Genomic DNA, 19,075 nt, shown 5'->3' with positions numbered 1-19,075 from the left:
TTGATGGGGAAGTCGAAGCAGTCGATCGCGGCCGTAACGCTCGCGGCGCTGATGCTGGCATCATGCGGCGGCGAAGGAAGTTTGAGCAGCGGCGGCCCCGTCACGGTCACGCCGACACCCAGCCCCACGCCGACCCCCAATTGCGCGCTCGCCTCGCGCCAGAGCTTTGCCAAGACGGTGATCGACGAATGGTATCTGTTCCCCGGGGACGTCGCGAGCGTCAATCCGGCCAGCCATAGCAATGTCCAATCCTATATCGACGCGCTGGTCGCCCCGGCGCGCGCGTTGAACAAGGATCGTTTCTTCACCTACATCACATCGATCGCCGAAGAAAATGCCTTCTTTTCCAACGGATCGAGTGCCGGTTTCGGGGTCCGGATGACCTATGACGCCGTGGACCAGCGCATACTCATCGCCGAAGCCTATGAAGGCGCGCCGGCCTTTGCCGCGGGAATCGACCGCGGCACCGCGATCGTCGCGATCGGCACCAACAGCAGCAACCTCCGGACGGTCGCGAGCATCGTGAACGCCGAGGGAACCGCCGGCATCACCAATGCGCTGGGCCCGAACGACCCGGGGGTCAGCCGCGTGCTGCGCATCACCGATGCCGCAGGCACCCGCGACGTCACGGTGGCGAAGGCAGACTATTCGCTGGACCCGATTTCCGACCGCTATGGCGCGAAGATCATATCCGAGGGTGGGCGCAGCTATGGCTATCTCAACCTGCGCACCTTCATCGCGTCGGCCGACGACCAGCTGAAGGCGGCCTTTGCCGATTTCGGCGCGCAAGGCGTGACCGACATCATCGTCGATTTCCGATATAATGGCGGCGGCCTCGTTTCGACTGCCAATCTGATGGGCGACCTGATGGGCGCCAATCGCGCGGGGCAAATCTTCTCGCAGACTCGTTTTCGCCCAACCAAATCCGCCGAAGATGATGAGCATCGCTTCGCGCCCGTAGCGCAATCGATCGCGCCGACGCGCATCGCGTTCATCGGCACCGGATCGACCGCATCGGCGAGCGAACTCGTGATCAATTCGATGCTGCCGTACCTCGGCACCAATATGACGCTGGTCGGCGGCAACACCTATGGCAAGCCGGTCGGCCAGATCGCGCTCGACAAGGCCGAGTGCGACGACCGCATGCGCGTAGTCGCCTTCGCGACGGTCAATGCGACCGGCGCGGGCGATTATTATGACGGACTAGCACCGAAGATCGCGAACAGCTGCGCCGCGGGCGATGATCTGAGGCTCCCGCTCGGCGACGCGCGCGAAGCGTCGGTCAGCGCCGCAATCGACTTCCTTGCCGGCCGGGCCTGCCCCACGCGGATCGCCGATGCCAGCGCCGGCGCGTCGGCGCAGCGCCGCAGCGCGCCAGTGTTAGCCAAACCCGAAATGCTGGTCCCCGACCGGCCGAGCGCCGCACAGCGCGAACTGCCCGGGCTGTTCTGATCGCGCACCTGCTGCATCGCAACAATTGACCGCGCCCCGATAATAGGGCTATCGGCCGCGGCAAGCGACAGGTTCCCCGCCGACGGGGACTAAGAGGGAACGGGAAAACCCCGGCTGCCCCTGCAACTGTACGCGGCGAGCCATCGGCCACTTGCCATTGGGATTCCGGTCCCGAGAAGGCGGCCGACCGGCGCTGACCCGCAAGCCAGGAGACCTGCCCGTCGCCGTCGTCTTTCGACCGGACAGGGTGTGCCGGGCGGACGGGGGTAAACCCGCATGACGACAAGCTTGGCCGCGTTCGCGCGCGGGCTCGATGTCGTGCGTCCCCACTGGACTACCGCATCGATTCCGCGCGCGTGGGCGGCATTGTCGATGGGTTGTTTTCATGTTCAGAATATTTTTCCGAAGTTCTATCTGCCTCGCCGCCGTCGCGGCATCCTCTGCCGCGTCCGCCGACGAGGCGTCCACCGCGCACGCCGTTGCCGCCGACGGCGACAGCATCGTCGTCACCGCGACGCGCGCACCGCTGACCCTCGACGAGATCCCGTCATCGGTCGCCGTGCTCGACAAGGCGGCAATCGACCGCGCGCAGGATATCGGCGTCACCGAATTGCTGCTCCGCACGCCGGGGATCAGCATCTCGCGCAACGGCGGTTATGGCACGTCGACCTCGCTGCGCATCCGCGGCGCCGAATCGGAGCATAGCGTCGTCGTGATCGACGGAGTGAAGCTCAACGATCCGTCGTCGACCGGCGGCGGCTTCAACTTCACCAATCTGCTCGCGGGCGATATTTCGCGCATCGAGGTGCTGCGCGGGCCGCAGTCGATCCTTTGGGGCAGCCAAGCAATCGGCGGCGTCGTCAACGTCGTGACCGCCTCGCCCGAAAAGGCGCTCGAAGGCAGTTTCGACCTCGAGGCCGGGTCACGCCAAACGGTCAGTGCGCGCGCCGCAGTCGGCGGCCGCACTGGTCCCTTGCACTGGCGCATCGGCGGCCAGCGTTTCACCACCGACGGCATTTCATCGCACGCCAAGGCGTTCGGCGGGACTGAGCGCGACGGCTATCGCAACAGCAATGTTTCGGGCCGCGCCGAACTCGCGCTCGCCGACAATGTCAGCGCCGAGGTGCGCGGCACTTATTCGAGCGGCCGGGTCGAATTCGACGGCTTCAACACCGACAGCAATGATTATGGGCAGAATAAGGAGTTCGTCGGTTACGCGGGGCTGAATGTCGACCTCGTCGGCGGACGCTTCCGCAACCGCATCGCTTACGCCTACACCGACACCAATCGCGACAATTTCAACCCCGACCGCGCGCGTCCGCGCAGTTTCGAGGCCGACGGCAAGAACAAGCGCTGGGAATATCAGGGCAGCTTCGACGTCAGCGATCGCATCACCGCGATCTTCGGGGTCGAGAATGAGCGTTCGGACTTCCGCAGCCGATCGCCCTCGGCATCGCTGGCAACCCCGCTCCCGGCTTTCGTGCGCGGCAAGGCCGAGATTACCAGCGTTTATGGCCAGCTCAGCGTCGAGCCGATCAGCGGGCTGACGCTGAATGGCGGTGTCCGCTACGACGATCATGACCGCTACGGCGGGCAGACCTTGTTCGCCGCGGGCGGCGTGTGGCGGCTGCCGACGGGAACCGTGCTGCGCGCAAGCTATGGCGAGGGGTTCAAGGCGCCGGGGCTTTACCAGCTGTTCAGCGAATATGGGAATATCGGGCTCGACCCCGAGGAAGCGCATGGCTGGGAAGCGGGTATCGAGCAGCATCTGTTCGATCGCAAGCTCGTCGTCGGCGCAACCTGGTTCGACCGTACGACGACCAACCAGATCATCTACAATGGCTGCTCGGCGCCCTCGACCGACCCGATGTGCTTTGTTCCCGGCAGCAACCCGCCCAATCCACGCTTCGGCTATTATCTGAACGTCGCGCGCAGCGAAGCGCATGGGGTCGAGGCGGTCGCCGCGATGACCCTCGGCGGACTGCGGCTGGACGGCAATTATAGCTGGATCGTCGCCGAAGACCGCTCGCCGGGCGCCAATTTCGGCAACTGGCTGCCGCGCCGTCCGCGCAATATCGCGAATGCCTCGGCAAGCTATGGCTTCGATTTCGGGCTCGAACTCGGCGCCGCGCTTCGCTGGTCGGGCAAGAGCTATGATAATGCGAGCAACGCCCAACGGCTCGACGATTACACACTCGTCGACCTGCGCGCCGAATTTGCGCTGTCCGACACGGTGAAGCTGTTCGCGCGCGCCGAGAATATCTTTGACGAGCACTATATGACCGCGTTCCGTTACGGTTCGCTCGGCCGCAGCATCTATGCCGGCATCCGGGGGCGCTTCTGATGGCCGCGCTGTCGGATCGGGGCGCGTCGGCGCTGTGGGTTGCGTTGCTCGGGTCGGCAAGCACGGTAACGACGCTCGCGCTCGGCTGCGCGACGCCCTTCCCCTCGCTTGCGGCGCTCGCGGCGGTGCATCTGCGCCGCCGCGAGGGCGTCGCGCTGATTCTGCTGGCGTGGGCGGCGAGCCAGTTCGTCGGCTTCTTCCTGCTCGGCTATCCGCGCGACGGGAGCACGCTGGCGTGGGGTGCCGCCCTCGGCACTGCGGCGACCGGGTCTGCGCTCGCAAGCTATGCTGCGCTGCGGGCGCTTGATTACCGCTCGGCGGCGGCGCGGCTCAGCCTCGCTTATGCGGCGGGGTTCACGGCGTTCAAGGGGATCATCCTCGCCTCGGCGCTTGTCCTCGGCGGGCTGCACACGGCGATGGCACCCGACCTCCTCGCCGAGCAATTCGTGCGCAACGGCGCGATCCTGATCGGGCTTTATGCCCTCTACCGCGCGCTTGTCGCGGCCGGCGTTCCTGCGCCGCCACAACCGGCAACGGCCGCCTGATGCTGACGCGCGTCGATCCGGGTCCGGCGGTGGTGGTGTGCAACACCTGCCGCCACAGCCGCGAGGCGCAGGTCGACGCGGCGGGCCTGCGCGGCGGCGCGCGGCTGGTCGCGGCGCTGCACGTGGTGAGGGCCGCCGACCCACGCTATGCCGGCATCGCGGTACAGGAAATGGCGTGCCTCTTTGCGTGCGCGGACCATTGCACCGTCCACCTGCGCGCGCCCGACAAGGTCGGCTATGTCCTCGGCCGTTTTCAAGGCGACGCGGAATCTGCACGCGCAATCCTCGATTATGCGGTCCATTATGCCGCGAGCGAGCATGGCCGCGTCCCCTTTTCTCTTTGGCCCGAAGGCGTCAAAGGCCATTTCATCACCCGCACCCCGCCGCCAGGATTTGTCGCCGAATGACCAGCTTTGCTTCCGTTCACGCCTTCGAGGCCGCACTCGCCGATTTGCGCGGGCCCGACGCCGATGCCGCAGCCGATGCGCGCGTCCGGCAGGCCGAACTCACCAAACCCGCCGGATCGCTCGGGCGGCTCGAGGATCTCGCGATTTTCTTCGCCGGCTGGCAGGGGCGGGCGCGACCACAAATAGACCGAGCACGCGCCGCCATTTTTGCCGGCAACCATGGCGTCACCGTCCATGGCGTCAGCGCCTTTCCACCCAGCGTCACCGCACAAATGGTCGCCAATTTCGCAAGCGGCGGCGCCGCGATCAACGCCTTGTCGGGCGCGGCGGGACTCGATCTCACCGTCGTCGCGCTCGATCTCGACCGGCCGACCGCCGATTTCACCGTCGATGCCGCGATGAGCGAGGCCGAATGTCTCGACGCGTTGAACCGCGGCGCCGCGGTTGTCGACGCCGACCTCGCGCTGATCGTCCTTGGCGAAATGGGGATCGGCAATTCGACCGCCGCCGCCGCGCTCTGCGCGCGCAGCCTCGGCGGCGATGCGAGCGAATGGGTCGGCCCCGGCACGGGGGTCGACGGCCATGGCGTCGCGCGCAAGACCGCGGTCGTCGATCGGGCCATCGCCTTCCACGCCGACGCGCCGCGCTCGGCATTCGAGACGCTGCGCCGCGTCGGCGGGCGCGAGATTGCGGCGATTGCCGGCGCAATCCTGCGTGCGCGCCAGCTGGGCGTGCCCGTACTGCTCGACGGCTTCATCTGCACTTCGGCGATCGCCCCGCTCGCGGCCGACAATGCCGCGATCACCGCGCATTGCATCGCGGGCCATTGCTCGGCCGAGCCGGGGCACAAGCGGCTGCTCGACCTGCTCGGCCTCCAGCCGATACTCGCGCTGGGCATGCGGCTCGGTGAAGGCAGCGGAGCAGCGGTCGCCGCGAATATCATCCGCAGCGCGCTTGCCGTGCACGACCGGATGGCGACCTTTGCCGAGGCCGAGGTTTCGGCATCGCTGTGACCGGCTTCGCGCTCCATCTGCTACGTCACGGCGCGCCCGAGACGCCGGGGCTGCTGATGGGCCGCACCGATGGCACGCCGACGGCCGAGGGCATCGCTGCTTGCGCCGCGCAAGCCGAAGATCTCGGCATCGAGCATCTCATAGCCTCCGACCTTCGCCGCAGCTGCGCGGCGGGCGAGGCGATCGGCGACGCAACCGGTTTGCCGCTGACGATCGATCCCCGCTGGCGCGAACTCGATTTCGGCGATTGGGATGGCCGGTCGAGCGGCGCGGTCGACCGCGATGCGTTCGCTCGGTTCTGGGACGACCCCGACGCCAACCCCCCGCCCGGCGGCGAACGTTGGTCGTCGCTCGTCACGCGCATCTCCGCCGCGATAACCGACCTCGCGCCCGTCCCCACCCTCGTCGTCACCCACGGCGGCGCGATGCGCGCAGCGCTCTATGCGCTGTGCGGTTTCGACCAGCGCCAGCTCTGGGCGTTCGACCTGCCTTACGCCGGGCTGCTCTCACTCCGCGTCTGGCCGGGCGAGCCGCCCAGCGCACAGATTGCGGGGCTCTATCCATGAAAGGGCTGATCGTTGCGATCCAGTTCCTGACGCGCCTACCGACACCGCGGATCGCGGTGTCGGGCGACGAATTCGCGGCTTCGATGCGCTGGTTTCCTGCCGTCGGCCTGATCGTCGGCGCATTTGTCGCGGGCGCGGGCTGGGCCGGCGCGCGGATCGATCCGTGGACGGGGGCGTTGTGTGCGCTCGTCATCTGGGTCGCGGTGACCGGCGCGCTGCACCTCGACGGGCTCGGCGACATCGCCGATGCGAGCGGCGCGGCGCACAAGGACCGCGAACAGCTGCTTGCCGTGCTCGGCGACCCGCATGTCGGCAGCTTCGCGGTCGTCGCCATCGCGCTGCAGCTGCTCGCCAAGCTCGTCCTGCTCCACGCCCTGCTCGACGCAGAGGCCGTTATCGCCATCGCGCTGATCCCGTTCGCGGCGCGGATCGGCCCGCTCGTCTGGTCGCGCGCGCTGCCCGATCTCCACGCGGGGCTCGGCGCGCGTTTCCGGAATGCGATGCGGCCGATCGATTTCGGGATCTGGAGCCTGGCTCTCGTGGCGGCGGCGTGGTTTTCGCCCTCGCTGCTCGCCGCACCCCTGATCGTCCTGCTCTGGGGCGCGTGGCTGCTGCGCAAGATCGGCGGCATTTCGGGCGACGGACACGGCGCGGGAATCGAGTTGGGCGAAAGCCTGCTGCTCGCCGCCGCGCTGCTGCTGGCGCATCTGGCGTGAGCGCGCGCTGGACCTGGCACGGCGGCGGGATCGAGGCCGCGAGACGCCATTTCGGTGCCAACGAGGATGGGGGCGACTGGATCGATCTGTCGACCGGAATCAACCCACACCCGTGGCCGGGTGCCACCGAGATGGCGTGCGACTGGCAGCGCCTGCCCGAACCTGAGGCGCTGACGCGGCTCGAAGCCAGTGCGGCGTCCTTTTTTGGGGTCGATGCGCGTCATGTCTGCGCGGTGCCGGGAAGCGAGATCGGCCTTCGCCTAACCGGCACGCTGGTCGGCCGCCCCGCGCGGCATATCGCGCCAAGCTATCGCACCCACGACGAAATGATCGCGGACTGCGCTCCCATCGATCCCGAAGCAGCACGACGGCATGACGGCACGCTGATCCTCGCCAATCCCAACAACCCCGATGGCCGCGTGACGGGCGCCGCGGCGATGCAGCTGCTGCTGACCGCGCGTGGCGCCGATGACTGGCTGCTGGTCGACGAGGCCTTTGCCGATGTCGATCCCACCGCGAGTATCGCACCGTCGGTCGATGACGGGGCAAGGCTGATCGTCTTTCGCTCCTTCGGCAAATTTTTCGGCCTCGCGGGCGTCCGGCTGGGCTTTGTCATTGCGCCGCAAGCCATCGTCGCCGCGCTGCGCCAGCGGCTCGGCGCGTGGCCCTTGTCGGCTGCGGCGATTGCGATCGGGAGCGCTGCCTATGCCGACCCCGACTGGATCGCTGCCACCCGGGCGCGGCTGCCCGCCGACGCCACCGCGCTCGATGCCTTGCTGGCGCGCCAAGGCCATCGACCGATCGGCGACTGCCCGCTCTTTCGCCTGATCGAGGTCGACGATGCGCATTCGCTGTTCGAGCGGCTCGCGCGGCGCGCGATCCTGACCCGCCCTTTCGCCGATCATCCGCACTGGCTGCGGATCGGTCTGCCCGCCGATGCCGACGCGCGCGCGCGGCTCGAAGCGGCGCTCGCCGATGGCTGAGCCGATCGCGCTCACCGCGCTCGCGCTCGATTCCGCATTTGGCTGGCCGCGCGCGTTCTATCGCCGCATCGGTCACCCGGTCGGGCTGTTTGCGCGCTTGATCGAGGGTTGCGAGGCGCGGTGGAACCGTTCCGAATATGGCTTCGGCGCGCGGCGCGCGCTTGGTATCCTGACGCTGCTCATCCTGCTCATATTCGTTGGAGGCTCCGGCTGGGCGCTCCAGCACCTCCTAATATCGTCGCTTGGCGGCTGGGGCTGGATCGTCGTGGCCATCCTTGCCTGGCCCGCGCTCGCGCAGCGCAGCCTTTTCGATCATGTCCGCGCGGTCCGCGAAAGGATCGACGCGGGCGACCTCGCCGGCGCACGAAGCACGGTCGGCAAGATCGTCGGCCGCGACACCGCCGCGCTCGACGAGGCCGGCGTCGCGCGTGCCGCGATCGAAAGCCTCGCCGAAAGTTTTTGCGACGGCATTGCGGCGCCGCTCTTCTGGCTCCTTCTGCTCGGTCTTCCGGGCATTTGGGCGTACAAAGCAATTAACACAGCGGACAGCCTGATCGGCCACCGCGAGGACCGCTGGCGCGCCTTCGGCTGGGCGGCGGCGCGCACGGACGACCTCGCGAACTGGATTCCCGCGCGGCTGTCGGGGCTGCTGCTGTGCCTCGCGGGCGGCGGCGGGTGGCGTGTCCTGAGGCGCGATGCGCGCAAGCACGCCTCGCCCAATGCCGGCTGGCCCGAGGCCGCGATGGCGGGCGCACTGGGGCTTCGGCTGGCGGGCCCGATCGCATATGACGGCGTGATGCACGATAAATACTGGATCGGCGACGGGGCCAGCAACGCGGGCGGCGGTGACATCGACCGCGCGCTTGCCGTCTATCTGCGCGCGTGCCTGCTGCTGTGGCTGATTGCAGGGGTCATCGCATGGCTGCGCTGATGCTGCAGGGCACCGGATCGGACGTCGGCAAGTCGGTGCTTGTCGCGGGCCTTTGCCGCGCGTTCAGCAATCACGGGCTTCGCGTCCTTCCCTTCAAGCCGCAGAATATGTCGAACAACGCCGCGGTCACGATCGACGGCGGCGAGATCGGGCGCGCGCAGGCGCTGCAAGCCATCGCGTGCCGCGCCCTACCGCACAGCGACATGAATCCCGTGCTGCTGAAGCCGCAGGCCGACCGCACTTCGCAGCTGATCGTCCATGGACGGGTGCGCGGTACGCTCGGCAGCGGCAATTTTCGCGAAGCGCGCGGCGCGCTGATGACCGAGGTCCTCGAAAGCTATGAGCGGCTACGCAGCCAGTGCGATATTGTCGTCGTCGAAGGCGCCGGGTCGCCCGCCGAAATCAACCTTCGCGCCGGCGACATCGCAAACATGGGCTTCGCGCGCGCCGCGAACGTCCCCGTCGTCCTTATCGGCGATATCGACCGCGGCGGCGTCATCGCCTCGCTCGTCGGCACGCGCGCGGTGATCGATACCGAGGATGCCGCGATGATCCGCGGCTTCCTGATCAACAAGTTCCGCGGCGACCCGGCTCTGTTCGAAGATGGCTATCGCGAGATCGAGACGCGCAGCGGCTGGCCGGGGTTCGGCGTCATCCCCTGGCTTGCGGCAGCGTCGCGCCTGCCGAGCGAAGATGCGGTTATCCTCGAACGCCCCGCCGACCCGCGCGAGGGCCGCAAGCTGATCGCCTGCCCGATCCTGCCGCGCATTTCGAATTTCGACGATCTCGACCCACTGAAGCTCGAGCCCGGGCTCGAGCTCGTCATGGTGCCGCCGGGCCGGCCGATCCCCGCCGAAGCGGCGATCATCATCCTGCCGGGCTCGAAGGCGACGATCGCCGACCTCGGGGCGCTGCGGCGCGAAGGGTGGGACATCGACATCAAGGCGCATCACCGGCGCGGCGGGCTGATCGTCGGGCTGTGCGGCGGCTATCAGATGCTGGGAAAGCGCATCGCAGATCCGCTCGGGATCGAGGGGGCGCCGGCCGAGGTCGAGGGACTCGGCCTACTCGACGTCGAGACGATACTCTCGCCCGCGAAGATTTTGCGCCACGTCCATGGTCAGGCTCTTGGCGCGGCTATCGAGGGGTATGAAATGCATATGGGTGAAACCGTCGGTCCCGGCATCGCGAGCCCCTTCGCGATATTGGCGGACGGTGCGCAGGACGGCGCCGTCGAGGGCCATGTGATCGGATCCTACCTGCACGGGCTGTTCGCGTCGCCCGATATGCGGCGCGCGCTACTTGCCCGTATCGGCCTTGCGGGCAGCGGCCGCGACTATGCGGCCGATGTCGATGCCGCGCTCGACGAGATTGCCGCCGAGCTGTCGGCGCATGCCGACATCGACGGCCTGCTCCGCCTCGCGGGAGCCGGCGCGTGACCGGGTCGTCGCTGTTCGTGCTCGGCGGCGCGCGATCGGGGAAGAGCCGCTATGCGCAGGCCCGCGCCGAAGTGGCCGGAGACAATCCCGTCTTTGTCGCGACCGCGGAAGCGTTCGACGACGAGATGCGCGATCGTATTGCACGGCACCGCGCCGACCGCGACGCGCGCTGGACCACGGTTGAGGCGCCGCGCGCGCTTCCCGCTGCGATCGATGCGCTAAACGCAAAGGACGCGGTGGTGCTCGTCGACTGCCTGACGCTCTGGGTCTCGAACCTGCTCCTCGCCGAAGCCGATATCGCACTGGCTGGACGGCAGCTCTGCGACGCCATCGCGAGGTTCGAAGGCTCGCTGATCCTTGTCGCCAACGAAGTCGGTCTCGGTATCGTCCCCGACAATGCGCTGGCGCGGGCGTTCCGCGATGCCGCCGGGCAGCTCAACCAGTCGGTCGCGGCGACCGCGCGCGAGGTGGTGCTGCTGACCGTCGGGCTACCCCTCACGCTCAAATCGGACGGCTGATCCCGCCCTCGTTCAAAACATGCTGAATGCTACGTTTACCACCGTCATGAAGCATATCCTCACGCCGCGCCGTCAAATCGGGTGGCATGAGAAAGCATGCCCATCTTGTCGCTGGCGATTCGCGATGGCTTCCTGTCTCCATCGCCCTCGCCGCCGCGGCGCTGACGCCCTCGGCGGCGCACGCCTCGTCGAAGCTGCTCAATGTCAAGGCGTTGGCGGACAGCAAGGCCGCATGTCCAGTCGCCGTGACCGCTGCACCGTCGGCTCCGATTGACATCTCGCGAGCGATTTTGGGCGGCGCGCCGAGCGCGCTCGACCGCATTCGCGCCGACCAGCAGGGCGCTGAGGCGCTTGGGTCCACTATGCCCGTCACCGCTGGCCTCGCCGCTTTCCCGGTTCGCCACACGCTCGAACCCGCGAGCCGCACCCCGATCTCCTTCGCGCCCCCCGAAAGCTGCGCCGCGCCGTCGATCTTCGCCCCGCTCACCGAAACCGCGGACTATGATCCGGCCGCCGAACTCGGCACGCGCGCGATCCTGGTCAAGCGCACGCGCTTCGACACCCGCTGGGACCATGTGCGCCGCGCCGCACCCGCTGCGCTGATGCAAAGCAAGCTGCGCAGCGCGAATGCGTCGTCCGGCCTGGCCGAGCAGGACCTGCTCGCGCGCGTCAACCAGTGGGTGAATCGTGAAATCGCCTATGTGAACGACGACCGCAATTACCGGCAGCGCGATTTCTGGGCGACCGCCGAACAGACGCTGGGGCGCGGCAGCGGCGATTGCGAGGATTTCGCGATCCTGAAAATGCAGATGCTGCGAGCCGCCGGGGTCGATGCCGAGCGGATGAAGCTGGTGCTGCTTCGCGACCTTGCGGCAAACGCCGACCATGCTTTCCTGCTCGTGCAGACCGACGCGGGCAAGGTCGTGCTCGATAATGTGACCGACCGCCTTTACGACGGCAGCCGGGCCAATTCGGTGCGCCCCGTGCTGTCGTTCAGCGAGAACCGGCGCTGGGTTCATGCCTATCGCGGGAGCCAGCCGTCGCCGAACCTCGCCGCGATCCCGGCGTCGCAGAAAAGCTACACGCTCGCGCTGAACAATCAGCGTTCGGTGAGCGCCGACCCGCTGACCTTCAAGACGGGCTTCAGCAAGTAGCTCAGCACCGACTTTTTGCCGGTCACGATTTCGACATCGCATAACATGCCGGGGGTGATCGGCAGCCGCCGGCCGTTCGAGGTCAGATAGCTGTTCGTCGTTTCGACGACGACGGTGAAATAGGCCTGCCGTTCGACCTCGTCATAGATGCTGTCGGCCGACACGCGCACGACGCGACCCTTCAGCCCGCCATAGATCGAGAAATCATAGGCCGTGACCTTGACGTTCGCGGGATCGCCGACCTTGATGAAGGCGATGTCGCGCGGCGTAACGCGCGTTTCGATCAGCAATTTGTCGCCCAGCGGCACGACCTGCATGATCTGTTCGCCCGCATTCACGCGGTCGGTGACGATCACGGTGAACGGGTCGGTCAGATTGGCGTTTGCGTTGGTGTTGTCGGCCAGCGTGTAGCTGTAGCCGACATTGCCCGGCGCCAGGCTGGTGATCGTCAATTGGCCGAGCGGAGTGATGATGACCTGTCCGACCGCGGTGATTGCGGTGCCGTTGATCGTGAGCGAATCGAGGCCGTCGCCGGCGCCATAGACGATCGAACCCGTCGTGGTTTCGCTGTTCGCGGCGCTGTTGCTGCCTGCGGGTTCATTGCCGCGTGCGGGCAGCCCGGCTTCGTTGACGCTCGCGGTTGCCGCCGCCAGCCCGGCGGGCTGGTCGGGGGTGACGATGCGGAGCGTGGGTTCCTCGTCCTGAACCGCCGGCAGCAGTTCGCGGTCTTCGGGCTGCGGAAAGGCGAGTTGGGTGTAAGGCAGCAGATCGCCGAGCGCATAAGCATCCTGGATCGGGCCTTCGGGATCGGCGAAATTGCCGCCCGAGCTGCGAACCCCGGCTTCGGGGTTCAGCTCGCCCAGATTTTCCAGCAATTGTGCGACGGTGCTCGCGGGCACCGTGTCGCCGTCGACGACGATCGCGGGAACATCGACGGCGCCGCCCGGAATGATGAACACCTGGCCGTTCGGCATGGTGATGACAAGGTCGGTGCCCGATATCGTGATGTCGTCAATCGACGCGCCGGCGGGCAGGACGATGCGTCCGCTTGCGTCGGGAACGAGGATGGCCTGGATTGCCAGCGGTATCGTCGATGCAGCCGCCGTCACATTCGCGGCAGCGGCAAGGAACTCGCTGCCCGATACGGCCCGGTTCGATGGTTCGGTCGATGCGCCGTCGCGCTCAGGGCCCGTCATGCCATTCCGCGCCGGATTGTCGAAAGCATCCATGTCAATTTCCCTCGAACGCACCTCGCCCTGCCGCAAAAACGGCACAGCAAAATTTCTTCCAATGTCAGTGCGACCCACTGTCCGAGCGACTCGGACCTTCCCCACCCATTAGGAAGCATGGATTCTCGAGACTCCGCAAGCGCGTTAACACATTTTTAGGCAAGGGAGATTTGGGCGGAGCGCCCGCTCAAAGAGCGCGAAGGAAATTCCAGTGATTCATTGATATTAAAAGAAATATGAGGCGAACTGCAAAAGCGCGCTGCTGCGGATCGGGCCGATTTCCGTCCCAATTCGATCCATAAAATAACACGGCTCGTCGCATGGATCGCGCGGCCGAGAGGCGAATCGGCGCCGTTCGCGCGTTCGCATAGGGCGAACCCGGACGGGCTGCGCGAGGCCATGATCGGCTCGATCGACACACCCGCAAAGTCGCCGCGACAATCCAATATTAAGGGTTGCGGCCGATAAATATTCGCCAAGGGAGACAGTGGTGAGATCCTTGCTGGCCCATATCGCGGATCCGGTCGAAACGGCCGACCGCAGGCGGATGCAACGCCGCACGCTCCGCCTCGATGTCGCCGCGCGGTCGGTGGCCGTCGAATCCGCCGTCATCATCCGCAACCTGTCGCGAACCGGCCTGCTGATCGAAACCGACGCGGCCTTTTCCATCGGCGAAACCTTCCTGCTCGTCTTGCCCGAACTCGGCGCCGCGCCCGCGCGCGTCGTTCGAAGCGACGGCAGGCTTTTCGGGTGCGAATTTCTGACGCCGGTCCCCGCGAGCGCGATCAGCGCAGCGCTATTGAGGACACCGCATGACGAGGAAGAAGGCGATGTTGCCGAAGCCGCCACTGTATATAGTAGCGACGGCCTATATACACAGCGGCCACCCAGCGCGATCCTGTTCACGGCGCTGATGGCCTTGTTCACCGCCGTCGTTCTGCTTTTCGTCTTCGCGCTCGTCTCGCTGAACTTTTCGTCCAACTAGATGGCGCGGCATTGCCCTTCGCTGAAGGGATCGATTGCAAATATCTAGAAAAACTGGAGCGGGCGAAGGGATTCGAACCCTCGACCCCAACCTTGGCAAGAAATTACTGCAAATACCCCAGAGCTTCTTTTTCTACGCCAAGGTACGAAAATCCAAGCATTTGTTGACTTCGGCCTACGATAATTTATCCTAGCCCTACCCTGCGAAGCGGTGATTTTCTATTACGTCCTCATTACTTTTCGAATCGGCCACCCTCGCGTAATATGATGGAGGAACTTGTGGCGCTTGCGAAGCTCAATAAGCGGACGGTCGATGCGCTGGCTGCACCAGCGACAGGCCAGGCATTTCTTTGGGATACCGAGATCAAAGGTTTCGGTGTCCGTGTCGGCGCAACCGGGACGAAAACCTTCGTCATCCAGTATATGAATGAGGAAGGCCGGGTTCGGCGAGTGAAGATCGGGCGCTTCGGCGTGATGACGGTCGAGCAAGCCCGCGAGCTCGCGAAGATTCAGTTGGGCAAGGTCGCCTCTGGCGAAGATCCCGCAGAGGAGTCGCGCCGGGTCCGGAAGGATCTCAATGTCGCCGAGATGTGCGAATGGTATCTCGTCGAAGCGCGAGCCGGCCGCATTCTTGGACGGAAGAACCGCCCGATCAAGGACACCTCGCTCAACATGGATGAGAGCCGCATCCTGACGCATATCATCCCGCTGATGGGCAAACGCCTCGTGCGGAAGCTGACGATCGCCGACGTCGAGGCAATGCAAAATGACATTGCAACCGGTCAGACCCGAAAGCCTCCTTCGGGCGGGCGCGGCGGCCGCCCGACGGGCGGTGCCGGCGTTGCCGGGAGGAGCCTCGGCACCCTCCAGGCCATCCTAGGCCATGCAAAGCACAAGGGACTGATTGCGGAACATCCTACGAAGGGCGCGAAGAAGCTCGCGACCAAGAAAAGGACCCGGCGTCTCAGCATCGCCGAGATCGAGCTGCTGGGTCGGGCGATCGGCCGGGCCGAACTGGGTTCCGAGAACCCCGTTGCGCTCGCAATTGTCAGGACGCTCCTTCTGACCGGCTATCGGCGCGAAGAGGCGCAGGCGCTGCAGCGGCAGTGGGTTAACCCCATGGGCGGCTACGTCGCGTTCCCCGACACGAAGAGCGATGCACAATTTCGGGCGATCGGACCCGAGGCGATCAAGATCGTCGTCGCTCAACCCGAAATAGCCGGCTGCCCCTACGTCTTTCCCGCGTCGAATGGCGAAGGCCCGTTTACCGCCGTCAGCGACTGCTTGGCCCGACTATGCCGCTCGGCCGGCATTGAGGGCGTAACGCCGCATACGCTGCGCCACACCTTCGGCAGCATGGCGGGCGAACTCGGCTTCTCCGAGCTCACGATCCGCGCGATGCTAGGCCACGCGTCGCAAAGTGTGACGCAGGACTATGTTCATATCGATGAAGCCGTGAAGCTGGCGGTCAGCCGCACTTCGGACGAGATCGCAAAACATCTTGAGACTGGCGTGCGGAAGGCGGCAAAGATGAAGTTCGCCGCCTGATCAAGGCGGCGAACCGTCGCGCGCCTCCATTTGCTCGAGAAGCTGCACTCCGATGATTTCCAAATCGGACTTGCCGATATCGGCAACTCTCCGGATCGAGAGGTCATGCTTTAGTATGGCAAGGTCCATCATCAGATCGGGCTCGCCATTTTCCTTCACGTAAGTGGGAACCAGAATGAACGAGCCACCCGCGGGATAGTTATCGAGAAAGAACCTCAGATTCGTGTCGGCGGCAGGTTCGAGCAGCTTGAGGCGGCTCGGCATGCTCACCAGCGTACCAGCGAAATCCCCTGGCTCAGTTCCCGCCATCAATAGCACCGCATAGTGGGACGGGGGCCGACCAGGTAGTTCGCGCAAGATCGCGATGTGGATAGCCCCTTTGGCATCTCGTGCGCCGAACCGTTCGCGCCAACGCTCGAAAATTTGGCGTCCCGCCTCGCGATCCTCAAAGTGCAATCCGACGATCGGGAGATCATGCTGCAGACCGAGCATCACGCCGATCCAGCGGGCCTGCTCCCATTGCGGAATGTCCAAGATCGAGCGCACTTCGACGCTGCGGTGATCGCCAGTCGCGTATCGCTCGCTGATTGTTTCTTCTTCGGGATCAGCCTCTGGCACCCTTACAATTACCGGCCGGTCGGCCTTCGGCGGAAACCGCTCGAGCGATAGCTCGTTCCAATCCGTCAGTCGCGACGCTGGACTGTTCATCGCCCGGATGCGGCTGTTCGAACTCGCGACTGCGGCGCTGACGCGCTCAAGGAGTGATTCTTCCCGAAAAAGCTTCTCCAGAGATATTTTTTGCCGGTCGGCGAGTGAGGTCGCGACGAGCATCAGCGTTGAGAGAAGCAGGAATTGGCTATGGGTTCCGCTCTCACCGAGATGATCGGCGGGTGTCGATCCGGCAGGCCAATGAAGTTTGGCGCGCATGTTATTGCCATCGAAATCAACGTTCGGTGCTGTGGCAACATCGCTTTCCACGAGATCGATATCAAAGCGCTCGACGAATGCTCCGATCCGCAGGCCGATAACCGTAGCAAACAGCGTGTCGATAACCGCCAGCAGGGTTTGGCCGGCGAGCAGCGCTGTGTCGCTGCCCGATAGATGCACCGCGACGCGCATGCCGATAACGCGGGTCTCGATGCTGTGCGGTCGCGGGCTGCCGGTAACCAGCGGCCGACCACCGAGGTCGCCCGCTGGCTGGTTGGCCGCGCGCGCGAACATGCCTTCAAGTCCCCCTTCCGGCTCCTCCTCGGGCTGACGTTCACCCAGGCGCTCCGCATAGCCCAAGGCGTAGAGAAGCGCGCCGCAGGACATAGGCAAACCAAGGCGTTCCAGAACCGTCGGGAGGCCCGCCATCGCCTCGAAGTCATCGGCCGAGCTGTTGAGAAACTGGCAAGTGAGGACGCCATCAAATTCCTTCAACCTCTCGTCGACGCGAACCTTCGAAGCGTCGTCGAGCGGCAGCAACTTTCGGCAACCATTCACCATCCGGATCGCGTCGAGCGCCTCGGGCAGCAGCCGCAACTCGATGTCTATCCAGATGAGGAGCATCAACGCGGGAACGAGGGTGACCGATGGATGGCTATCGTGCTCCGAATCTGCAATTATCGATGCGACAGCAAACAGCGCCGCGGCACGCGCAGCCCAGAGCGTACCGGTGCCCCGATAGGCGACCGCGAGCATGTAGCTCGCTTCGATGAGCTCTTCCGCATATTCGCGCTTGGTGAGTTGATGCGTGGCCCGTCCGAGCAGACGAATTATCTCAAGACGGTCCGCATTTGTGTCGAGCCGCCGCGCCCTTCGCAGCAAAATACGTCCACTCTCGCCTTCGCCGACCCGCTTGCCCATGAAGTCTGCGAGCTTGTCGACCAGTTCACCATAGGCCGGATCGTTCCCGGCAAGCGGCCCCACCTCCTCGATCAGCTGCGCGAGCCGCTCGGCATCATATTCAGCGAGCCCCGACGCCGCTTCGAGGATAGCTTCGGCTTCCTGCCAAAAGGGGGAGATTTCGTCGCGTCGATCGAACGCAAGGGAGGTGATCTCGAGCATTAGGGAGGTCGTGCGCGCTTCGAGCGCATTGTTGGGACGGTCCTTCTGACCCGCAAAAAATTCGAGGCGAGCGACCAACGCGGACCGGCGTTCCGAGAGGCGAACCTGTTCGGCTGAACGATAGCCCTGTGCGACCGCCGTAATCAGGCATTGCAGAAGGTTTGCAAGGCGTTCCGCGTGTCGCGCCGCGGGCGAGCCAAACGCGAGTTCAGCGAACGCGTCAAACTCGCGGTCCAGGAGGTCAAACTCGTCGAACCAGTAGAAGGCCGTCCAAAGCCGCTGATAGCGTGCTTCGATCTGCTGGCTGAGCAGACCATGTTGATCGGCGATGCGGATCGCCCGATCAAATCGCCCATGGGTCTCGAAAGGCGGCCGCTCCAACTCCTTCGAAAGCGTCGCAGCGAGCAGGGCGTCGGTCACGCGCTGCGCCTCGATGCCGGCATAAGCGGCAGGGTCCTGGATTGCCTTCTCCAGATCTTCGAGTTGCTGCGACCGCGCGTAGTCGGCTGGCCCGACACGCGCCTTCTCGTTTCGCTTACCGACTCCGAGATAGTCGACAGCGATATCCTGATTTCCGTGCGTCAGAACCCGGTCGATGATCCAGCTTCGGTCGAATATCTCGACGCGAAAGCCGAATTTCTCTGACAGCTCATCCTGAATCTTGGCGACATCTTTGGAGCGGCCATAACGCGAGGTGACGACGAACACCTTCGTATAGGGACGCCCAGTCGCCGCGATCCCCTCGATGTCCGATCGCGCCTTCTGCTGCCACTGCTTCTTCGCGCTGAAAGCAAACGCCCAGCGCTCGCTTCCAGAGTTGGCCTCGCCGACATAGTGAAGTGTCGTAATCTCGTCGGAGACCGCAAAGGTCTCACTGTCGGCCTTGCTGTCACCGCCGCCCTCCGGGCCCGTCGCAGGCTTCAGATTCTTGCAGACGATCCGCTCGCAAAGCTTCCGACAGAAAATCTCGAAATCATGGGTCTCGTTGCGCGCCGTGACATACTCGAGGCGCTGCTCCAGCTCATAGGCTTCGAGGATGAAGGCAGGCTCGGACCCGCTATCGGAAAACTCGTCGGGTCTCAGCTGGCGCATGAATTCCGAGGGAAGGATGGCGCGTGTTGCCGCAAGCTGATCGGCCGAATCGTCGGGCTGGTCCATAGAACAAGTCTAGAACATCGCGATTTCACACGCGAGCGG

General features: G+C 65.2%; 16 protein-coding genes and 1 riboswitch. Of the genes, 14 read left to right on the top strand and 2 right to left on the bottom strand.

The window, feature by feature from the left end; genetic code table 11:
- Positions 1-3 precede the first annotated feature (3 nt).
- The 12 genes from SKP52_RS23175 (at position 4) to SKP52_RS24920 (ending at position 12,068) form a co-directional block, all read left to right on the top strand.
- Positions 4-1,452, top strand: coding sequence for a S41 family peptidase (locus SKP52_RS23175; protein ID WP_039579046.1), 1,449 nt, complete (start codon positions 4-6; stop codon positions 1,450-1,452).
- Positions 1,453-1,504: 52 nt separating this feature from the next.
- Positions 1,505-1,688: riboswitch (cobalamin riboswitch) on the top strand.
- A 149-nt stretch (positions 1,689-1,837) separates the two neighbouring features.
- On the top strand, positions 1,838-3,796 hold the full coding sequence (locus tag SKP52_RS23170) for a TonB-dependent receptor plug domain-containing protein (protein WP_039579044.1): 1,959 nt from the start codon (positions 1,838-1,840) through the stop codon (positions 3,794-3,796).
- Positions 3,796-4,341: a hypothetical protein gene (locus SKP52_RS23165; protein WP_052208775.1), complete on the top strand. Its 546-nt coding sequence runs from the start codon at positions 3,796-3,798 to the stop codon at positions 4,339-4,341. Before SKP52_RS23170 ends, SKP52_RS23165 begins: the two co-directional genes overlap by 1 nt.
- A complete protein-coding gene (locus SKP52_RS23160) occupies positions 4,341-4,748 on the top strand; it encodes a DUF1636 domain-containing protein (protein WP_039579041.1) in 408 nt (135 codons plus the stop codon). Before SKP52_RS23165 ends, SKP52_RS23160 begins: the two co-directional genes overlap by 1 nt.
- Entirely contained in the window at positions 4,745-5,761 is a 1,017-nt protein-coding gene (gene cobT / locus SKP52_RS23155; protein WP_039579040.1) for a nicotinate-nucleotide--dimethylbenzimidazole phosphoribosyltransferase, read from the top strand. The genes SKP52_RS23160 and cobT overlap by 4 nt, the downstream gene beginning before the upstream one ends.
- Positions 5,758-6,327, top strand: coding sequence for a histidine phosphatase family protein (locus SKP52_RS23150; RefSeq protein ID WP_039579037.1), 570 nt, complete (start codon positions 5,758-5,760; stop codon positions 6,325-6,327). The genes cobT and SKP52_RS23150 overlap by 4 nt, the downstream gene beginning before the upstream one ends.
- Positions 6,324-7,043, top strand: a complete 720-nt coding sequence (locus SKP52_RS23145; protein ID WP_039579035.1) for an adenosylcobinamide-GDP ribazoletransferase — start codon at positions 6,324-6,326, stop codon at positions 7,041-7,043. The genes SKP52_RS23150 and SKP52_RS23145 overlap by 4 nt, the downstream gene beginning before the upstream one ends.
- A complete protein-coding gene (locus tag SKP52_RS23140) occupies positions 7,040-8,026 on the top strand; it encodes an aminotransferase class I/II-fold pyridoxal phosphate-dependent enzyme (RefSeq protein ID WP_039579034.1) in 987 nt (328 codons plus the stop codon). Before SKP52_RS23145 ends, SKP52_RS23140 begins: the two co-directional genes overlap by 4 nt.
- The gene (gene cbiB, locus SKP52_RS23135) at positions 8,019-8,957 is read left to right on the top strand and encodes an adenosylcobinamide-phosphate synthase CbiB (protein ID WP_039582184.1); all 939 of its coding nucleotides are present in this window, start codon (positions 8,019-8,021) and stop codon (positions 8,955-8,957) included. The genes SKP52_RS23140 and cbiB overlap by 8 nt, the downstream gene beginning before the upstream one ends.
- Positions 8,945-10,396, top strand: coding sequence for a cobyric acid synthase (locus SKP52_RS23130; protein WP_039579033.1), 1,452 nt, complete (start codon positions 8,945-8,947; stop codon positions 10,394-10,396). The genes cbiB and SKP52_RS23130 overlap by 13 nt, the downstream gene beginning before the upstream one ends.
- Positions 10,393-10,914, top strand: a complete 522-nt coding sequence (gene cobU, locus SKP52_RS23125; RefSeq protein ID WP_039579031.1) for a bifunctional adenosylcobinamide kinase/adenosylcobinamide-phosphate guanylyltransferase — start codon at positions 10,393-10,395, stop codon at positions 10,912-10,914. The genes SKP52_RS23130 and cobU overlap by 4 nt, the downstream gene beginning before the upstream one ends.
- Before the next feature lie 86 nt (positions 10,915-11,000).
- The gene (locus tag SKP52_RS24920) at positions 11,001-12,068 is read left to right on the top strand and encodes a transglutaminase-like cysteine peptidase (protein WP_052208773.1); all 1,068 of its coding nucleotides are present in this window, start codon (positions 11,001-11,003) and stop codon (positions 12,066-12,068) included.
- On the opposite strand, the gene SKP52_RS27140 is transcribed toward SKP52_RS24920, so the two are convergent.
- Complete coding sequence (locus SKP52_RS27140; protein WP_228383754.1) at positions 12,014-13,264, bottom strand: putative HlyD family type I secretion protein; 1,251 nt, start codon at positions 13,262-13,264, stop codon at positions 12,014-12,016. The genes SKP52_RS24920 and SKP52_RS27140 overlap by 55 nt on opposite strands.
- A gap of 523 nt (positions 13,265-13,787) precedes the next feature.
- Between SKP52_RS27140 and SKP52_RS24915 the strand changes: the two genes are divergently transcribed.
- Together SKP52_RS24915 and SKP52_RS23105 are read left to right on the top strand one after the other, a co-directional pair.
- A complete protein-coding gene (locus SKP52_RS24915) occupies positions 13,788-14,282 on the top strand; it encodes a PilZ domain-containing protein (protein WP_148309219.1) in 495 nt (164 codons plus the stop codon).
- A gap of 278 nt (positions 14,283-14,560) precedes the next feature.
- Complete coding sequence (locus tag SKP52_RS23105; RefSeq protein WP_120218387.1) at positions 14,561-15,829, top strand: site-specific integrase; 1,269 nt, start codon at positions 14,561-14,563, stop codon at positions 15,827-15,829.
- Here the strand turns inward: SKP52_RS23105 and SKP52_RS23100 are convergent, their stop codons facing one another.
- Entirely contained in the window at positions 15,830-19,036 is a 3,207-nt protein-coding gene (locus tag SKP52_RS23100; RefSeq protein ID WP_052182311.1) for a hypothetical protein, read from the bottom strand.
- Between the last annotated feature and the right edge of the window lie 39 nt (positions 19,037-19,075).

Origin of the sequence: Sphingopyxis fribergensis (assembly GCF_000803645.1) — a bacterium.
GTDB lineage: Bacteria > Pseudomonadota > Alphaproteobacteria > Sphingomonadales > Sphingomonadaceae > Sphingopyxis > Sphingopyxis fribergensis.
Note: the sequence above shows the minus strand (reverse complement) of the source record. Positions and strands in the feature narration are given on the sequence as shown.

Bases quoted from the DNA above. Each gene is read 5' to 3' on its own strand.
- cobT (WP_039579040.1), top strand. From the start codon at position 4,745: ATGACCAGCTTTGCTTCCGTTCACGCCTTCGAGGCCGCACTCGCCGAT.
- SKP52_RS23165 (WP_052208775.1), top strand. From the start codon at position 3,796: ATGGCCGCGCTGTCGGATCGGGGCGCGTCGGCGCTGTGGGTTGCGTTG.
- SKP52_RS23160 (WP_039579041.1), top strand. From the start codon at position 4,341: ATGCTGACGCGCGTCGATCCGGGTCCGGCGGTGGTGGTGTGCAACACC.
- SKP52_RS23175 (WP_039579046.1), top strand. From the start codon at position 4: ATGGGGAAGTCGAAGCAGTCGATCGCGGCCGTAACGCTCGCGGCGCTG.
- SKP52_RS23145 (WP_039579035.1), top strand. From the start codon at position 6,324: ATGAAAGGGCTGATCGTTGCGATCCAGTTCCTGACGCGCCTACCGACA.
- SKP52_RS23130 (WP_039579033.1), top strand. From the start codon at position 8,945: ATGGCTGCGCTGATGCTGCAGGGCACCGGATCGGACGTCGGCAAGTCG.
- SKP52_RS23100 (WP_052182311.1), bottom strand. From the start codon at position 19,036: ATGGACCAGCCCGACGATTCGGCCGATCAGCTTGCGGCAACACGCGCC.
- SKP52_RS24920 (WP_052208773.1), top strand. From the start codon at position 11,001: ATGAGAAAGCATGCCCATCTTGTCGCTGGCGATTCGCGATGGCTTCCT.
- cbiB (WP_039582184.1), top strand. From the start codon at position 8,019: ATGGCTGAGCCGATCGCGCTCACCGCGCTCGCGCTCGATTCCGCATTT.
- SKP52_RS23170 (WP_039579044.1), top strand. From the start codon at position 1,838: ATGTTCAGAATATTTTTCCGAAGTTCTATCTGCCTCGCCGCCGTCGCG.
- SKP52_RS27140 (WP_228383754.1), bottom strand. From the start codon at position 13,264: ATGACGGGCCCTGAGCGCGACGGCGCATCGACCGAACCATCGAACCGG.